The following is a 16,005-nucleotide window of genomic DNA, read 5'->3' on the forward strand; positions in this document are numbered from 1 at the left end:
GCAAATGACCTTTCGTGAAATGCTGAAAGTATCTGTTGCCACTCTGGCCTAATCTCGTTGCGACAGGAGGTGCCCCTTGAACCGCTACCCTCGAGATTTCCGCGGCTACGGACCTAACCCGCCCGATGCTGCATGGCCCGGTGGCGCGAAGATCGCCATCTCTCTGGTGCTGAATTACGAGGAAGGCGGCGAGAACTGCCTGCTGCACGGCGACGCCCAGTCCGAGGCCTTCCTGTCCGACATCGCAGGTGCCCAGCCCTGGCCGGGCCAGCGGCACTGGAACATGGAATCGCTTTACGACTACGGCGCGCGGGCCGGGTTCTGGCGGCTGCACCGGCTGTTCACCGGATTGCAGATCCCTGTCACAGTCTACGGCGTGACCTCGGCACTGGCGCGCAACCCCGAACAGGTGGCCGCGATGAAGGCCGCGGGGTGGGAAATCGCCAGCCATGGCCTGAAATGGGTCGATCACCGCGACATGCCCGAGGAGGTGGAGGCCGCCCAGATTGCCGAAAGCTTCCGTCTGCACGAGGAAGTCGTGGGCCACCCGCCGCAGGGCTGGTATACGGGCCGGTGCAGCATGAACACCGTCAGGCTTGCGGCCGAAACCCGGCGGCTGGCCTGGATTTCCGACAGCTATGACGACGACCTGCCCTACTGGCGCGAGTTCGGGGATCACGACCAACTGGTAATCCCCTACACGCTGGAAGCCAACGACATGCGCTTTGCCACCGCGCCGGGCTACATCACGGGCGAACAGTTCTTCCAGTATCTGAAGGACACATTCGATACGCTTTACGCCGAAGGCGCGGCGGGTGCGGCGAAGATGTTCTCGATCGGCCTGCACTGCCGTCTGATCGGCCGCCCCGGCAGGATTGCCGGACTGAGGCGCTTTCTCGACTACGCGCGCGGCCATTCCGGCGTCTGGTTCGCCCGCCGGATCGACATTGCCGACCACTGGCGGGCGACCCATCCGCACAGGCGGTTCGAGCGGCCCTCGCAAATGTCGCGTGAACGCTTCATCGAACGGTTCGGCAGCATCTTTGAACATTCCCCCTGGATCGCGGACCGCGCCTTCGACCTGGAACTCGGCCCAGCGCATGACAGCGCGGCGGGCCTGCACAACGCGCTGGCGCGCGTCTTCCGATCGGCCTCGCCCGAGGAACGGCTGGGCGTCCTGCGCGCCCACCCGGACCTTGCCGGGAAGCTCGCCGCCGCGAAACGCCTGACGCCGGAGTCAAGTGCCGAACAGGCCAGCGCCGCCCTCGACGCACTGACCGACGACGAGCGCAGCCGCTTCCAGCGGCTGAACGAGGCGTATGTGGCCAAGCACGGCTTCCCCTTCATCATCGCCGTGCGCGACAACACCAAGGCCAGCATATTGCAGGCCTTCGAAACCCGCATCGGCAACGACACCGCCACCGAATTCGTCACCGCCTGCGCCCAGGTGGAACGCATCGCCGAACTGCGCCTGAAGGACCAGCTTCCATGACCGGCTATTTCGCCCCCCCCGGCGGCCTGCCGCCGCAAAGCCAGCTGATGACCCAGCGCGCGGTCTTCACCGAGGCCTATGCCTTCATCCCGCGCGGCTGCTTTTCCGACATCGTGACCAGCTTCCTTCCAGGCTGGGAGCGCACCCGCCTGTGGCTCATCGCGCGGCCCATGACGGGCTTTGCCGAGACCTTCAGCCAGTATGTGATGGAGGTTGCACCCGGGGGCGGTTCGGACGCGCCCGACCGCGAGACCGGCGCGGAGCACTGGCTGTTCTTCACGGAAGGCCTGGCCACCCTGACCATCGGCGGGACCGGATACGAGATGGAGGCAGGCAGCTACGCCTACATCCCTGCCGCCACGGCCTGGACGCTGCTTGCCGAAGGCAGCGGCCCGGCCCGCTTCCACTGGCTGCGCAAGCTTTACGAACCCGTCCCCGGCCTGCCAGCGCCCGACCCAATCGTGATCAACGAACGCGACGTGCCGATCCGCTGGATGCCCGATACCGCGGACCGCTGGGGCACCACACGCTTCGTCGAACCCGACGACCTGCGCCATGACGCGCATGTCAACATCGTCACCTTCCAGCCGGGCGGCACGATCCCCTTCGAGGAGACGCATGTCATGGAGCACGGCCTCTACGTCCTGGAAGGCAAGGCGGTCTACAAGCTGAACCGCGACTGGGTCGAGGTCGAGGCCGGCGATTTCATGTGGCTGCGCGCCTACTGCCCGCAGGCCTGCTATGCCGCCGGCCCGGGGCGCTTCCGCTATCTCCTCTACAAGGACGTGAACCGCCACGCGAAACTGCGCGGGCCCGGCGCCTTCGGGGCCCTGCGGTGAAGACGGCACGTCGTTGCCTTCGGCTTTCCTCGCGGGCGATCCCGCGCCCCCCGGCGAGGCGAAGCCCAAATCGTACGAGGAGCCTGGGATGAGCGTCATCCGCACCGAACCCCTGACCGCCGCAGCCTTCGCCCCCTTTGGCGATGTGCTGGAGCCCTCGGGCGACTTCCGCCTGATCAACAACGGTCTCTGCCGCCGCCACCACGACCGCGCGAAGCTCGACTTCGGCGCGGACGGCCGGGCAGGCATTTCGATCTTCGACGCCGAACCCAGGGCGATGCCTTACGTCTTCGACCTGATCGAACGCCATCCCGACGGGTCGCAGGCCTTCCTGCCGATGACCCAACACCCCTTCCTCGTCATCGTCGCGCCCGATCCCCAGGCAGAACCGCGCGCCTTCCTCACGAACGGCGCGCAGGGCATCAACCTGCACCGGGGCACCTGGCACGGCGTGCTGACGCCCCTTCACGCCCCCGGCCTTTTTGCCGTGATCGACCGGATCGGACCGACCCCGAACCTGGAGGAATACCGTTACACCCAACCCTGGATGGTGGTTGCCCCGTGATTCGGCCCGTCTGACCGGATCGCACCCCAGGGCAGGGCGAAGACGGCACGAACATGAATGCCCCGAGGGAAAGGACAGACCGAATGACCGCTGCCGCAATCGGAACGCCAGAGCAGCTGCGCGACCCCGACTATCTGCCGCCGCTTGCACAGGCCGTGCCGCTGGGCATCCAGCATGTGCTGGCGATGTTTGTTTCGAACGTGACCCCCGCGATCATCGTCTGCGGCGCGGCTGGCATCGGCTTCGGGTCCGATCAGGCGGCGCTGGGATTCCCGGACATGACCTACATGATCCAGATGTCGATGCTGTTTGCCGGCGTCGCCACCCTGTTGCAGACCATCGGCATCGGGCCAGTCGGCGCGCGCCTTCCCATCGTGCAGGGCACCTCTTTCGCCTTCGTGCCGGTGATGGTTCCCGCCGTCGCCGGTCTGGGCACGGCGGGGCTTGCGGGCCTGATGACGGGCGTCGTGCTGGGCGGCCTGTTCCATTTCTGCCTAGGCTTCATCGTCGGACGCATCCGCCATGCCCTGCCGCCGCTTGTCACCGGCCTGATCGTGCTGATGATCGGCCTCGCACTGGTGAAGGTCGGCATTCAGTATGCCGCAGGCGGTGTCCCGGCGATGGAGGCCGGCATGCACGCCATCGCCGAAGCCAGGGCCGCCGGAACCGAGGTTGACTGGTCAACCATCAGCTTTGGCCGCTTCGACCAGTGGCTGCCCGCAGTGGTGGTGATCCTTGTGACGCTGGCGCTCAAGTTCTTCACACGGGGTTTCCTGGCCGTGGCAGCCGTGCTTGTCGGCATCCTGGTGGGCTATGTCGTGGCGCTGGCCATGGGCCAGGTCAGCTTTGCCGCGGTCGAGCGTGCCGGTGTCTTCGCCCTGCCGAACCCCTTTCGCTGGGGCTTCGAGCTGAACGCGGCCATCGTCATCGGCATGTGTTTCATGGCCGTGGTCTCGGCAATCGAGACGGTGGGCGATGTCTCGGGCATAACCAGGGGCGGCGCAGGACGCGAGGCGACCGACCGCGAGATACAGGGCGCGACCTTTGCCGATGGTGCGGGTTCGACACTTGCCGGGGTGTTTGGTGCGCTGCCGAACACCTCGTTCAGCCAGAATGTCGGCCTTGTCGCCATGACGGGGGTGATGAGCCGCCACGTCGTCACCATCGGCGCACTGTTCCTGATCCTGTGCGGCCTGGTGCCGAAGATCGGCGCCGCAATCAACACCGTGCCGATCAACGTTCTTGGCGGCGGCGTGGTGGTCATGTTCGGCATGGTCTGCGCAGCCGGCGTCAAGATGCTGTCCGAGGTTCGCTGGAACCGCAGGAACATGGTGATCTTCGGCACCGCCCTTTCGGTCAGCCTGGGCCTGCAACAGGTGCCCGAGGCACTGCAACACATGGCCGCACGGCGCAGATCCTGCTGAGTTCGGGCCTTCTGCCCGCGGCGGCAATCGCCATCGGGCTGAACCTTGCGCTGCCAGAAGATCCGGGCGACTGATCCCCGCCCCCGCGCGCCCTGCGGCACCTTCCCCGGGGTCCGGCGCGGGCACCGGGCTGCGGGACTATTTCAGCTTGATGCAGAAATGCTTCCGCACCGGCGCCTCGATGGTCCAGGTTCCCTTGAAACCCGGTTCCACCACGAAGGCATCGCCCGGCCGCATCGTGACCGGCTGGCCCCCGTCCGGGGTGATGGTGATCTGCCCCTCGATCAGGTGCACGAATTCGTAGAACCTGTAGGTGGCATGCCAGGTGCCGACCGTCGCTTCCCAGGTGCCGCTGATCACGCTGCCATCGGCCGAAGTGTGCTGCACCCAGGTCTTCATGCTGGGCGCGCCCTCGGTCTTCACCCAGCCTTCCAGATCGGTCGTCATCGGCTCGGGGCCGGGGGCGGGCAGGCGGAATACGGTGTCGGTCATGGGTTTCTCCCTGTCAGTGACCCTTGGTAGGATCGCAAGATCGGGCAGGCAAGTGCGGCATGCGCCATTTCCCGGCGGTTTTCGCCTTGCGGTGCTGGCGGCGGTCTGCTTCATCCGGGGCATCAGGGATGACGGAAGAGGGTTCCATGCTGATCCGCGAAGCCAAGGCGTCCGACGCCGAGCATCTGGTGCGCTTCATCAACATGGCGGCCGACGACCTGCCCCTGCATTTCTGGAAGAAGTCCGCCGGTCCGGGGGCAGATCCAATCGCCTTCGGCCGCGAACGTGCCGCGCGCGACAGTGGTAATTTTTCCTACCGGAACGCCTGGCTGGCCGAGGTCGAGGGCGAGGTCGCGGCCTGCCTTCTGGGCTATCCCGCCGCCGACGAACCCGAACCGATCGATCCCGGCACCCCGGCGATCTTCGTGCCGCTGCTGGAGCTCGAGGCGCTGGCGCCCGGCTCGTGGTATCTGAACGTGCTGGCCACCTATCCGCAGTTCCGCGGCAGGGGGCTTGCTTCTGCGCTGCTCGCCCGGGCCGAAGACATCGCCCGCGAGGCCGGGCGCAGCACGATAAGCCTGATTGCCGAGGACACGCACCTTGACGCCCTCCGCCTGTACCGCGCCAAGGGCTATAACGAAGTAGCCCGCCGGCCCGTGGTTCGCGAGGACTGGCAGGTCGATGCGACAGAGTGGATCCTTTTCACGCGACCGCTCTGACCTCGCCTTTCCATCCGCGCAACACGCGAGGAGTGGCCAAGTCAGAGACGATCGCGCCGGGCCCGAGGCCCGGCGTCGGCCTACTTCTCGCGCAGGTAACGGGCGTTCACCCAGCCGGTGACCTCTACCCCGCTGGTGGTGCGGATACGGCACCAGCGGGTCTGGCCCGATTGCTCGCAGCCCAGGTTGCGCACCCGCACCCCTTCGGACAGCCGCGCGATGACCTCGGCCTGGGTCGATGGCCGTGTCCTCACGTTCAGCGTGTCACCCGCCGGAAGACCCCGCACCACATAGAAGTCGGGCCCGGCGCCACCGCCGCCACCGGGTGCAGCCGATTCGCGCAGGAAGCGGGCGTTCACCCAGCCTGTCACGTCCATGCCTATGGTCGAACGGATCCTGCACCAGCGCGACGCGCCGCTGTTCCTGCACCCGAGGTTCCGCACGATCTCGCCATTCCGCAGGGTCGCCAGCACCTCCGAACCCGGCCGCGGCTCAAGGCGAACGCCCAGACGTTCGTTGTTGCCCAGCCCCCTGACCACCCAATAGTCCGGCCCACCGGCCAGATCATCATCCGTGGGAGGGGCAGCGCCCTCTACCAGGAAGCGGCCAGAGACATAGCCGGACAGCTTGCCGTCCAGGGTCGAGACCTCGCACCACCGTGCGCTGCCGCCGCCAATGCAAAGGCCCTTGTTCACCCGCGTTCCATATCCCAGGGAACCGACGACGGGAAACAGCACCGAGGGCCCGGCGCGCAGGTTGACCCTTGCATTGGTCGCGATGTTGCCAATGGTCACGATTCCAGGGCCGGTCACCGGCTCGGCGCGTTCCGAGACCTGGGCCTGTGCCCGGTCTGCAAGCATCGGCTGCAAGGCAATTAGCGCCCCGAATATGAGTGAGGATAACCAGGTGAAACGGCGGCGGCGCAGATCAGGCATCGGCAACTCCTCGGCTCATGCTGTACTCTCACTAGCCCTTATACCACAGCGCAAGCACGCAAGCACCGCCGTCGTGCCCGCCCCTTGCCCCACCCCCCGCCAGGGGCTAACGTCCGCCCGAACCGAAGGGATTACTCCCATGCACCCGATCGAACAGCGCCTCGCCGAACTTGGCGTAACCCTGCCCGACGCCCCCGCGCCTGCCGCGAACTATGTGCCCTTCGTGCAGACCGGGAACCTTGTCCACATCTCCGGCCAGATCAGCCAGAACGAGAACGGCCTGATCAAGGGGCGCCTGGGTGAGGATCTTTCGTTCGAACAGGGGGCCGAGGCCGCCAGACGCTGCGCCATCTCGCTGCTTGCGCAGTTGAAAAAGGCCTTGGGCGGCGACTGGAACCGGCTGTCGCGCGCGGTGAAGCTGGTGGGCTTCGTCAACTCCACCCCCGATTTCACCGACCAGCCCAAGGTGATCAATGGCGCCTCGGACTTCCTTGTCGCGGTTCTGGGCGATGCCGGCCGCCATGCCCGATCGGCCGTTTCGGCCGCATCCCTGCCCCTTGGGGTCGCGGTCGAAATCGAAGCGATCTTCGAGCTGAAATGACCCGCGTCCCCCTGCCGGACGGCTTCCTTCGCCTGCCCATCGCGCACCGCGCGCTGCACGACACTGCCGCAGGGCGGATCGAGAACTCGCCCGCTGCCGTAGCGGCGGCGGTGGCAGCAGGCTACGGGATCGAGATCGACCTGCAACTGTCGAAGGACGGGGAGGCGATGGTCTTCCACGATGAAACCCTCGACCGCCTGACGGACGAGACCGGGCCGGTCAATGCGCGCACGGCTGCCGAACTCGGGCATGTCCGATTGAAGGGCTCGACCGATACGATCCCCACATTGGCGCAGGTTCTGGCACAGATCGACGGCCGGGTGCCCCTGCTGATCGAGATCAAGGACCAGTCCCTGACCATGGGGCCGACCGACGGACGGCTGGAGGCCGCCACAGCCGATGCGCTGAAGGGGTATGCCGGCCCGGTTGCGCTGATGTCCTTCAACCCCGCCTCGGTCGCCCACATGTCGCGCCTGGCCCCACACCTGCCGCGCGGGCTGACCACCTCGGCCTACGATCCCGACGACTGGGCGCCACTGCCGGCCGACACCTGCGCCCGGCTGCGCGAAATTCCCGATTATGACGCGACCGGATCAAGTTTCATCAGTCACGAGGCACACGATCTGAACCGACCGCGCGTGTCCGAGTTGAAAGCACAGGGCGCGGTGATCCTGTGCTGGACGATCCGTTCGCCGGAGGACGAGGCAAAGGCCCGAACCATTGCCGACAATGTGACCTTCGAGGGATACGCGGCACCGCTGCCCGCTTGACGCGGCGCCGCCCCGACACAGTTGCTCCTTACGAAATACTCTGCGGGGGTCCGGGGGTGCAAACCGCCGGGCCTGCACCAGCTGCGAAAGCTCCGATGGCCGACCTGACCCTTCTCGACAGCCTGACCGGGATCGCCGCCCCCGACTGGGACGCGCTGGCAGCCCCGGAACAGGCGACCGGCCGCCCGATCGACCCCTTTACCACCCACCGCTTCCTTTCGGCGCTGGAAAGTTCCGGCTCGACGGGCCCCGGCACGGGCTGGCAGGCACGGCCCCTGGTCCTGCGCGAGGGCGCAAGGCTCCTTGCCGCCGCGCCGATTTACGTCAAGACCCACAGCCAGGGAGAATACATCTTCGATCACGGCTGGGCCGACGCACTGGAACGGGCGGGTGGCCGTTACTATCCGAAACTGCAGATCGCCGTTCCCTTCACCCCGGCCACCGGGCGTCGCTTCCTTGGGCCGGATGAATACCGTGAGACGCTTCTTCGCGCCGCCATCGGCATCACCGCCCAGAACGGGCTGTCCTCGCTCCACGCAACCTTCTGCACTGCAGAAGAGGCCAACGCCCTGGAAGGCATCGAGGGAACCTTGCACCGCATCACCCAGCAATTTCACTGGGAGAACCGGGGTTACGCCAGCTTCGAAGATTTCCTGTCGGACCTTGCCAGCCGCAAGCGCAAGATGATCCGCAAGGAACGCGAAACCGCCCGCGCCTCGGGCCTGACGATCCGCGCGCTGACCGGCGACCAGATCGAGCCGCGGCATTGGGATGCCTTCTGGGCCTTCTACCAGGACACCGGCAGCCGGAAATGGGGCCGGCCCTACCTGACGCGCGCGGCCTTCACCGCCTTTCACGATACCATGCGCGACGACATGCTGCTGATCCTTGCCTGCAACGGCGACCGGCCCGTGGCAGGTGCGCTCAACTTCATCGGCCGCGATACGCTTTTCGGCCGTTACTGGGGCTGCATCGAGGATCACCCCTGCCTGCATTTCGAATTGTGCTATTATCAGGCGATCGACTGGGCCATCGCCCATCGCCTGAGCCGGGTCGAGGCCGGGGCCCAGGGTGAACACAAGCTTGCGCGCGGCTATCTGCCGGTCGAGACCCATTCGCTTCACTGGATCGCCGATCCCGGCTTCCGCGCCGCCGTCGCGCGCTACCTGCAGGCGGAACGGCGCGCTGTGGGGCAGGAAATCGAGGTGCTGACCGCCTATGGCCCCTTCCGCCGCTGCGAGGCGCGGGATTAGGGTCAGGCAGCCTCTCCTTCACCCATCAGGGGCCGGGCAGCCACCCGGCTCCGCCGTTGCGAGAAAGGACAAGACCATGGCCGACCTCCTGTCACCGGAAGACCGTGCGACACAGCTGCCGCCCCTCGCAGAAACCGGCTGGGCCGCCGTGCCGGGGCGCGACGCAATCCGCAAGATCTGGAAATTCCGCAGCTTTTCCGAAGCCTGGGGCTTCATGTCGCGCGCGGCGCTGGCGGCGGAAAGGCTGAACCATCACCCGGAATGGCGAAATGTCTACAACGTCGTCGATGTCACGCTGACCACGCATGACTGCCGGGGCCTGTCCCGCCTTGACATCGACCTCGCCCGCGTCATGGACCGTTTCGCCCCCGAGGCGGAAATCCAGCGCGACCACGGCGAACCCGTAACCAGCCTGTGCCAGGCCCGAACGCGCCAGGCCTGAGAGTGATGGCCGCTCTTCGAAGACTTCGTCCCCTCGCAGGCCGGACGCTGACACGGGGACGAAGTCGAACAAGAACGAAGGCAAACGTCGCCGCTAGAGCTGCGCCAACAGATGTTCGCCCGCGGAAATTTCGCACCCTGTCCCGGGCTCCGGGTTGAAGCGGGTCACGACGCCATCCTCGACCAGTGCCGAATAGCGCCTGGACCGCGCGAAGAACCCCAGGTGCGGCACGTCGAAAGCCATGCCGATGGCCTTCGTGAAGCTGGAATCCGCGTCCGCCAGCATGGTGATTCCCGCCGCCGTCGCCCCCGTCGCCTCGCCCCAGGCCTTCATCACGAAGGGATCATTCACGGAAATGCAGATGATCTCGTCCACGCCCTTGTCGGCAAAGGCCTTCGCAGCGCGGATGAAGCTTGGGACATGCGCGGTCGAACATGTGCCGGTATAGGCCCCCGGCAGACCGAAGATCACCACCTTGCGGCCCTTCAGCCGCTCGGACAGCTTCACCGACTCCGCCCCGCCATCGCCCATCTGCAGAAGCGTGGCTTCGGGCAACCTGGAGCCCACTGCAATCGTCATTCTGATGTCCTTTCGTCAAGCTGCGCGTTGCGCCCGTTGCCCGGTGGGTTATAGGGTCCGCCGCAGGACGTTCCAGAGGGGTAGCGCAATGCGGATCGTGATCGTTGGCGCCGGACAGGCCGGGGCAGCCCTGGCCGCGAAACTGCGGGCGCAGGGCCACGCGGGCGAGATCGTGATGCTGGGCGACGAACCCGCGCCGCCCTATCAGCGACCGCCTCTTTCCAAGGCCTATCTGCTGGGTGAAATCGGCGAGGACCGTCTGTGGCTGCGCGCGCCCGAATTCTGGGCCGAGAACCGGATCGACCTGCGCCTCGGCCAGCCGGTGACTGCCATCGACGCTGCGGCGCGCACGGTCACGGTCGCAGGCGAAGCTCTCTCCTACGACCAGCTTGCGCTGACCACCGGCGCCACGCCACGCCGCCTTCCCATGGCGATCGGCGGCGGACTGGACGGCGTCTTCACCGTGCGCACCCTGGCCGATGTCGATGCCATGCGGCCCGAATTCCACGCCGGCCGCAAGGTCATCATCGTCGGCGGCGGCTATATCGGGCTTGAGGCGGCAGCGGTGGCCTCGAAGCTCGGGCTTCAGGTTACCGTGCTGGAAATGGCCCCCCGGATCCTGCAGCGGGTGGCCGCGCCCGAGACCAGCGCCCATATCCGTGCCCTGCACCAGTCGCACGGGGTGACCATCCTCGAATCGACGGGCCTTGACCGGCTGGAGGGCACCTCGCGCGTCACCGGCGCCCGGTTGGCTGACGGCCGCGTGCTGCCGGCCGATTTCGTGATCGTCGGCGTCGGCATCACCCCCAACACCCAGCTGGCCGAGGCGGCAGGCCTGGCCATCGAAAATGGCATCGCCACCGACGCCCTTGGCCGCACCTCCGACCCCGCGATCTGGGCAGCGGGGGATTGCGCCTCGTTCCCATGGGGCAGCGGCAGGCTGCGGCTGGAATCGGTCGGCAACGCCATAGACATGGCGGAAGCTGTCGCCGCGAACATGCTGGGCGCGAACGAACCCTACCTCGCGAAACCGTGGTTCTGGTCGGACCAGTATGACCTGAAGCTTCAGATCGCGGGCCTGAACACCGGCTACGATCACATCGTCACCCGGCGGGGCGAAGGCGATGCGGTCAGCTTCTGGTATTACCGTGGCGCAACGCTTCTGGCGGTGGATGCGATGAACGACGCCCGCGCCTACATGGTCGGCAAGCGGCTGATCGAAGCCGGCAAATCCCCCGCGCCCGAGGTGATCACGGCGACCCCCGACCTGAAGGCGCTGCTGAAGGGATGAGGATCATCGGCGGCACCCGGCGCGGCCTGAAACTGGCCGATGTCGGCGAAGGCGACCCGGCCGCACACCTGCGCCCGACCTCGGACCGGGTGCGCGAGGCGATCTTCAACCTGCTGATCAACGCCCATGGCAATCCGGTGTCGGGCGCGCGGGTGCTGGATCTCTTCGCCGGCACCGGCGCCCTGGGGCTTGAGGCTCTCAGCCGCGGCGCCGCAGAGGTGACCTTCGTCGATGACGGCACCCGGGCGCAGGCGCTTTTGAAAGCCAATGTCGCAAAGATGCGCGCCGAAGGTGAAACCCGCATCCTGCGCCTGAACGCCACCCGCCTGCCGCCAAATCCCGGCGCGCCCTTCACGCTGGTCTTCCTTGATCCCCCCTATGGCAAGGGGCTGGGCGAGGCGGCGCTTGCCTCGGCGCTGGCAGGCGGCTGGCTGGCACCCGGTGCCGTGATTGTCTGGGAAGAGGGCACCATCCCGGCTGCACCCGCCGGTTTTGCGCCCTTCGACCAGCGGCGCTATGGCGATACTGTTGTGACGCTGTTGAAGGCTACCGCATGAACCGCCCCGCTGCCGTGCTGTTCGACTGCGACGGGGTGATCGCCGACAGCGAAGGCCTGACCTTCGACCTGATGATCGCAGACTTTGCCGCGCACGGCCTGGTGCTGACCCGTCATCAGCTGGAATCCGACTACATCGGCGGCACGATCGAGACGGTGGCCACCCGCGCCCGCGCCGCCGGGGCACGGCTGCCCGACGATTGGGTGCAGGCTTTCTACGCCCGGATGTATGCGGTGCTACGCCGGGGCACCCCTCTCACCCCCGGCATCCTCGACATCTTCGACAGGCTCGACGCGGGAGGCATTCCCTATGCCGTCGGCTCGAACGGCCCGCCTGAAAAGATGCGGATCAGCCTGGGCCAGCACGGGCTGATCCCACGGTTCCGCGCCGTGCTGTCGGGTCAGGCGATCGGTCGCCCGAAACCCGCCCCCGATGTCTATCTCGCCGCAGCCGCCGCCTGTGGCGCCCCGCCTGCCGCCTGCGTGGTGATCGAGGACAGCCCCTCGGGTGCCATGGCCGCACTGGCCGCCGGCATCCCCTGCCTGGGCTTCGCCCCCCATGGACCCGACACCCCGCCGGCGCGCGGATTGATCGGCCTTGGCCTGCCCCTCTTCCACCGCATGGCCGACCTGCCCGCCCTTCTTGACCTCTGATCCTTCCTCTCTGCCCAAATATCCCTGGGGGATCGGGGGGCAGCGCCCCCCGTGAACCCGTCAAGATACAGGGTTGCCCTCGCCAACAGGATCCGCGGCAGCTCCATCCGCACGGTTCCACTGCCGCCCGTGACGCGGCGTTGCGGGTGACAAGGCCTGCGCGCCCGGCCATTCTGCCAACAAACAAGAGGCCGCCATGTCCAGCTACCCCAACCTTCTGTCCCCCATCACCCTGGGCACCATCACCTTGCGCAACCGCAGCCTGATGGGCTCGATGCATACGGGGCTAGAGGAAACCGGTGACTGGGGCCGCATCGCAGCCTTCTACGCCGCGCGGGCGAAAGGCGGGGCGGGCCTGATCGTCACCGGCGGCATGGCCCCGAACCGCGAGGGCGGGGTCTTTCCGGGTGCGGCTGGCCTGTTCACGGATCGGGACATCGCCAACCACCGCCGGGTGACGGATGCCGTCCATGCCGAGGGCGGGCACATCGTCATGCAGATCCTGCACGCCGGGCGCTATGCCTATGGCAAGGACTGCGTGGCGCCTTCGGCGATCAAGTCCCCCATCTCTCCCTTCCCCCCGCGCGAACTGGACGAAGCGGGAATCGAGAAGCAGATCGCCGACATCGCAACGGCCGCCGCCCGTGCCATCGCGGCGGGCTATGACGGGGTAGAGGTCATGGGATCCGAGGGCTATTTCCTGAACCAGTTCCTCGTCGCCCACACCAACCGCCGCAGCGACCGCTGGGGCGGAACCTATGCCAACCGGATGCGCCTGCCGGTCGAAGTCGTGCGCAGGGTGCGCATAGCCCTGGGGCCCGAGGCGATCCTGATCTACCGGATCTCGCTGATCGATCTGATTCCCGACGGCTCGACCTGGGACGAGGTGGTGCAACTGGCAAAGGCGATCGAGGGGGCGGGGGCAACTGTCCTGAACACCGGCATCGGCTGGCACGAGGCACGGGTGCCCACCATCGCCACCTCGGTTCCACGCGCGGCCTTTGCCCACCTCACCGCACGCCTCCGCCCCGAGGTCGGCATTCCCGTCATCACCTCGAACCGGATCAACACGCCCGATCTGGCCGAACGTCTGCTGGCCGAGGGCATGGCCGACATGGTGTCCATGGCCCGGCCGTGGCTTGCCGATGCAGAGTTCGTCGCCAAGGCCGCCAGCGGTCGCGCGGCGGAAATCGCACCCTGCATCGCCTGCAATCAGGCCTGCCTCGACCACACCTTCTCGGGTCGGCTGACCTCTTGCCTCGTCAATCCTCGTGCCTGCCACGAGACAGAGCTGACCTATCCCCCCGCCCCCGTGGCGAAACGCATTGCCGTGGTTGGCGCCGGCCCGGCCGGAATGATGGCCGCCATCGTCGCGGCCGGACGGGGCCACGATGTCACCCTGTTCGAGCGGTCGCCCGAAGTCGGGGGCCAGCTGAACCTTGCAAGGCGCGTGCCGGGGAAGGAGGAATTCCACGGCCTCGTCGCCTGGTTCGCGACTATGCTTCGCCAGCCCGGGATCACCCTGCGCCTCGGCGCCCAGGCCACGGCCGACGATCTGTCCGGCTTCGACGAGGTGGTGGTCGCAACCGGCGTCATTCCGCGCGATCCCGGGATTCCCGTGGAACCGGGCGCGCGCGTCTTCAGCTACATCGACATCCTGAACGGTGCCGATCCGGGCCGCCGCGTGGCCATCATCGGCGCGGGTGGCATCGGCTTCGACGTGGCCGAAACGCTTGTGCAGGAAGGCCCCAGCCCCACGCTGGACCCCGCGCTCTGGCGGCGGGAATGGGGCGTGGCCGCACCATGGGACGCACGGGGCGGGCTGGATCCGGACGGCCCGCACCCGCACCCTGCCGCGCGCGAGGTGCATCTGCTGCAGCGCAAGGCGGAAAAGCCTGGCCGGCAGCTTGGCAAGACCACCGGCTGGATCCACCGCGCCAGCCTCGCCATGAAACGGGTCAGGATGCGCGGCGGAGTGAACTACGAAAGGATCACCCCCGAAGGCCTGTGGATCAGCCAAGGTGCGGACCGCACGCGACAGGAACTGCTCGAGGTCGATGCCGTGGTGCTTTGCGCCGGGCAGGAACCCGAACGCGGGCTCAGTGCAGAACTGCACCGGCGCGGCCTTCGCCACCACCTGATCGGCGGGGCGGATGTGGCCGCCGAGCTGGACGCAAAGCGCGCGATCGATCAGGCCGCGCGCCTGGCCGCGCGCCTGTAGCGCGGGCGGGGCGATGCCCCCCGCGGCCTCACCTGTTGCCGGGGCTTTCCAGTCGATCCTGGCGTTCGGCCTGCATGCCTTTCGCACCGGTTCGGTTGCGCCGGCACACCGTCGCGTCGCGCGAGAAGAGGGGCCGGGTTTCTCTGCCATCAACGATCCCTGACATTACCCCGGATAGGTCGCGCCTTTGCCGCCATGCTGCCCGATTTGGCAGCGACACATTTCTGTAAAGAAAACCGGCGTGTCTGCTGCCAAGAGGGCAAGAAATGGATCGACTGACCGAGATGGAGGCCTTTGCCACTGTCGTGGACCAGGGCGGCTTCACCGATGCAGCCAAGAAGATGGGAATTTCGAAATCTGCGGTTTCGAAGCATGTCTCTGCGCTTGAGGCGCGTCTTGGCGCCAGGCTTCTGAACCGGACGACCCGCCGCGTCAGTCCGACCGAGATCGGCCTGGCCTACTATGACCGCGCCCGGCGTGTGCTGAACGATGCGGGCGAGGCGGACGCCCTTGTCACCTCGATGCAATCTGCACCTTCGGGCCTCTTGCGGGTATCGGTCGCCACCGACTTCGGGGTGAACCTGTTGTCGCCGATCCTCGGGGATTTTCTGCTGGAATACCCCGACATCACGGTGAACATGGTTCTGAACAACCGCTATGTCGAACTGATCAGCGAAGGCTTCGACATGGCGATCCGCGTCGGCGATCTGGAAGACAGCAGCCTGCGCGCGCGCAAGCTGACCGAAACGACGAAGCGAATGATCGGTGCACCGTCCTATTTCAAGAAATACGGTCGGCCGCAGAAGATCGACGATCTGAACGACCACAAGCTCTTGCACTATTCGAACCAGGCCAATGGCAATGTCTGGAAGATCACCGCTCCCTCCGGCGAAAAACGGCAGGTCCGTTCGGTCGGCTGGCTTACGGTGAACGACGGGCAAAGCCTGCTGAACGCGGCAATCTCGGGCCTGGGTATCGCCTATCTTCCCAGCTTCCTTTATGCCGACGCCATGCGGCAGGGATTGGTAGAGGAAGCGATCCCCGGCCTTCCGGTGGAAACCCTTGGCATCTATGCCGTCTATCCCCCCGGCAGGTTCACCCAGCCCAAGGTTCGGGCTTTCATCGACTTTCTGGCCAAACGCTACATGGACAAGGGCCCCGACAACTGGTGA

The 16,005-nt window shown here is 66.7% G+C and carries 17 protein-coding genes; 14 read left to right on the forward strand and 3 right to left on the reverse strand.

Annotated elements, in window-relative coordinates:
* The first annotated feature begins 76 nt into the window (after positions 1-76).
* The 4 genes from puuE (at position 77) to EYB42_RS07680 (ending at position 4,320) form a co-directional block, all read left to right on the forward strand.
* On the forward strand, positions 77-1,492 hold the full coding sequence (puuE, locus tag EYB42_RS07665; RefSeq protein ID WP_135449315.1) for an allantoinase PuuE: 1,416 nt from the start codon (positions 77-79) through the stop codon (positions 1,490-1,492).
* On the forward strand, positions 1,489-2,331 hold the full coding sequence (locus tag EYB42_RS07670; RefSeq protein ID WP_135449318.1) for a bifunctional allantoicase/(S)-ureidoglycine aminohydrolase: 843 nt from the start codon (positions 1,489-1,491) through the stop codon (positions 2,329-2,331). The genes puuE and EYB42_RS07670 overlap by 4 nt, the downstream gene beginning before the upstream one ends.
* Positions 2,332-2,419: 88 nt before the next feature.
* Complete coding sequence (locus EYB42_RS07675) at positions 2,420-2,896, forward strand: ureidoglycolate lyase (protein WP_135449319.1); 477 nt, start codon at positions 2,420-2,422, stop codon at positions 2,894-2,896.
* Positions 2,897-2,979: 83 nt separating this feature from the next.
* Positions 2,980-4,320 (forward strand): uracil-xanthine permease family protein, encoded by a 1,341-nt coding sequence (locus tag EYB42_RS07680; protein WP_394346488.1) that lies wholly within the window; start codon positions 2,980-2,982, stop codon positions 4,318-4,320.
* A gap of 138 nt (positions 4,321-4,458) precedes the next feature.
* Here the strand turns inward: EYB42_RS07680 and EYB42_RS07685 are convergent, their stop codons facing one another.
* Positions 4,459-4,812 (reverse strand): cupin domain-containing protein, encoded by a 354-nt coding sequence (locus EYB42_RS07685; RefSeq protein ID WP_135449321.1) that lies wholly within the window; start codon positions 4,810-4,812, stop codon positions 4,459-4,461.
* 146 nt (positions 4,813-4,958) lie between these two features.
* Here EYB42_RS07685 and EYB42_RS07690 point away from each other — a divergent pair, with 146 nt between their 5' ends.
* A complete protein-coding gene (locus tag EYB42_RS07690; protein ID WP_167850962.1) occupies positions 4,959-5,531 on the forward strand; it encodes a GNAT family N-acetyltransferase in 573 nt (190 codons plus the stop codon).
* 80 nt (positions 5,532-5,611) lie between these two features.
* Here the strand turns inward: EYB42_RS07690 and EYB42_RS07695 are convergent, their stop codons facing one another.
* On the reverse strand, positions 5,612-6,466 hold the full coding sequence (locus EYB42_RS07695; RefSeq protein ID WP_135449325.1) for an SH3 domain-containing protein: 855 nt from the start codon (positions 6,464-6,466) through the stop codon (positions 5,612-5,614).
* A gap of 139 nt (positions 6,467-6,605) precedes the next feature.
* On the opposite strand from EYB42_RS07695, the gene EYB42_RS07700 reads away from it, so the two are divergent.
* From EYB42_RS07700 to EYB42_RS07715, 4 genes are all read left to right on the forward strand, one after another.
* The gene (locus EYB42_RS07700; protein ID WP_135449327.1) at positions 6,606-7,067 is read left to right on the forward strand and encodes a RidA family protein; all 462 of its coding nucleotides are present in this window, start codon (positions 6,606-6,608) and stop codon (positions 7,065-7,067) included.
* On the forward strand, positions 7,064-7,837 hold the full coding sequence (locus EYB42_RS07705) for a glycerophosphodiester phosphodiesterase family protein (protein ID WP_135449329.1): 774 nt from the start codon (positions 7,064-7,066) through the stop codon (positions 7,835-7,837). Before EYB42_RS07700 ends, EYB42_RS07705 begins: the two co-directional genes overlap by 4 nt.
* Positions 7,838-7,932: 95 nt before the next feature.
* Entirely contained in the window at positions 7,933-9,090 is a 1,158-nt protein-coding gene (locus EYB42_RS07710) for a GNAT family N-acetyltransferase (protein ID WP_135449331.1), read from the forward strand.
* Between the two features lie 76 nt (positions 9,091-9,166).
* Complete coding sequence (locus EYB42_RS07715) at positions 9,167-9,532, forward strand: 4a-hydroxytetrahydrobiopterin dehydratase (RefSeq protein ID WP_135449333.1); 366 nt, start codon at positions 9,167-9,169, stop codon at positions 9,530-9,532.
* A gap of 93 nt (positions 9,533-9,625) precedes the next feature.
* Here the strand turns inward: EYB42_RS07715 and EYB42_RS07720 are convergent, their stop codons facing one another.
* Complete coding sequence (locus tag EYB42_RS07720) at positions 9,626-10,111, reverse strand: peroxiredoxin (RefSeq protein WP_135449334.1); 486 nt, start codon at positions 10,109-10,111, stop codon at positions 9,626-9,628.
* A gap of 88 nt (positions 10,112-10,199) precedes the next feature.
* On the opposite strand from EYB42_RS07720, the gene EYB42_RS07725 reads away from it, so the two are divergent.
* The 5 genes from EYB42_RS07725 (at position 10,200) to EYB42_RS07745 (ending at position 16,005) form a co-directional block, all read left to right on the forward strand.
* Complete coding sequence (locus EYB42_RS07725) at positions 10,200-11,402, forward strand: NAD(P)/FAD-dependent oxidoreductase (RefSeq protein WP_135449337.1); 1,203 nt, start codon at positions 10,200-10,202, stop codon at positions 11,400-11,402.
* Positions 11,399-11,959, forward strand: coding sequence for a 16S rRNA (guanine(966)-N(2))-methyltransferase RsmD (gene rsmD, locus EYB42_RS07730; protein ID WP_135449339.1), 561 nt, complete (start codon positions 11,399-11,401; stop codon positions 11,957-11,959). Before EYB42_RS07725 ends, rsmD begins: the two co-directional genes overlap by 4 nt.
* On the forward strand, positions 11,956-12,612 hold the full coding sequence (locus EYB42_RS07735; RefSeq protein WP_135449341.1) for an HAD family hydrolase: 657 nt from the start codon (positions 11,956-11,958) through the stop codon (positions 12,610-12,612). Before rsmD ends, EYB42_RS07735 begins: the two co-directional genes overlap by 4 nt.
* Before the next feature lie 196 nt (positions 12,613-12,808).
* Entirely contained in the window at positions 12,809-14,833 is a 2,025-nt protein-coding gene (locus EYB42_RS07740; RefSeq protein WP_135449343.1) for an NADPH-dependent 2,4-dienoyl-CoA reductase, read from the forward strand.
* Between the two features lie 266 nt (positions 14,834-15,099).
* Complete coding sequence (locus tag EYB42_RS07745) at positions 15,100-16,005, forward strand: LysR family transcriptional regulator (RefSeq protein WP_135449345.1); 906 nt, start codon at positions 15,100-15,102, stop codon at positions 16,003-16,005.

Origin of the sequence: Tabrizicola caldifontis, assembly GCF_004762095.1 — a bacterium.
GTDB classification, from domain to species: domain Bacteria; phylum Pseudomonadota; class Alphaproteobacteria; order Rhodobacterales; family Rhodobacteraceae; genus Tabrizicola; species Tabrizicola caldifontis.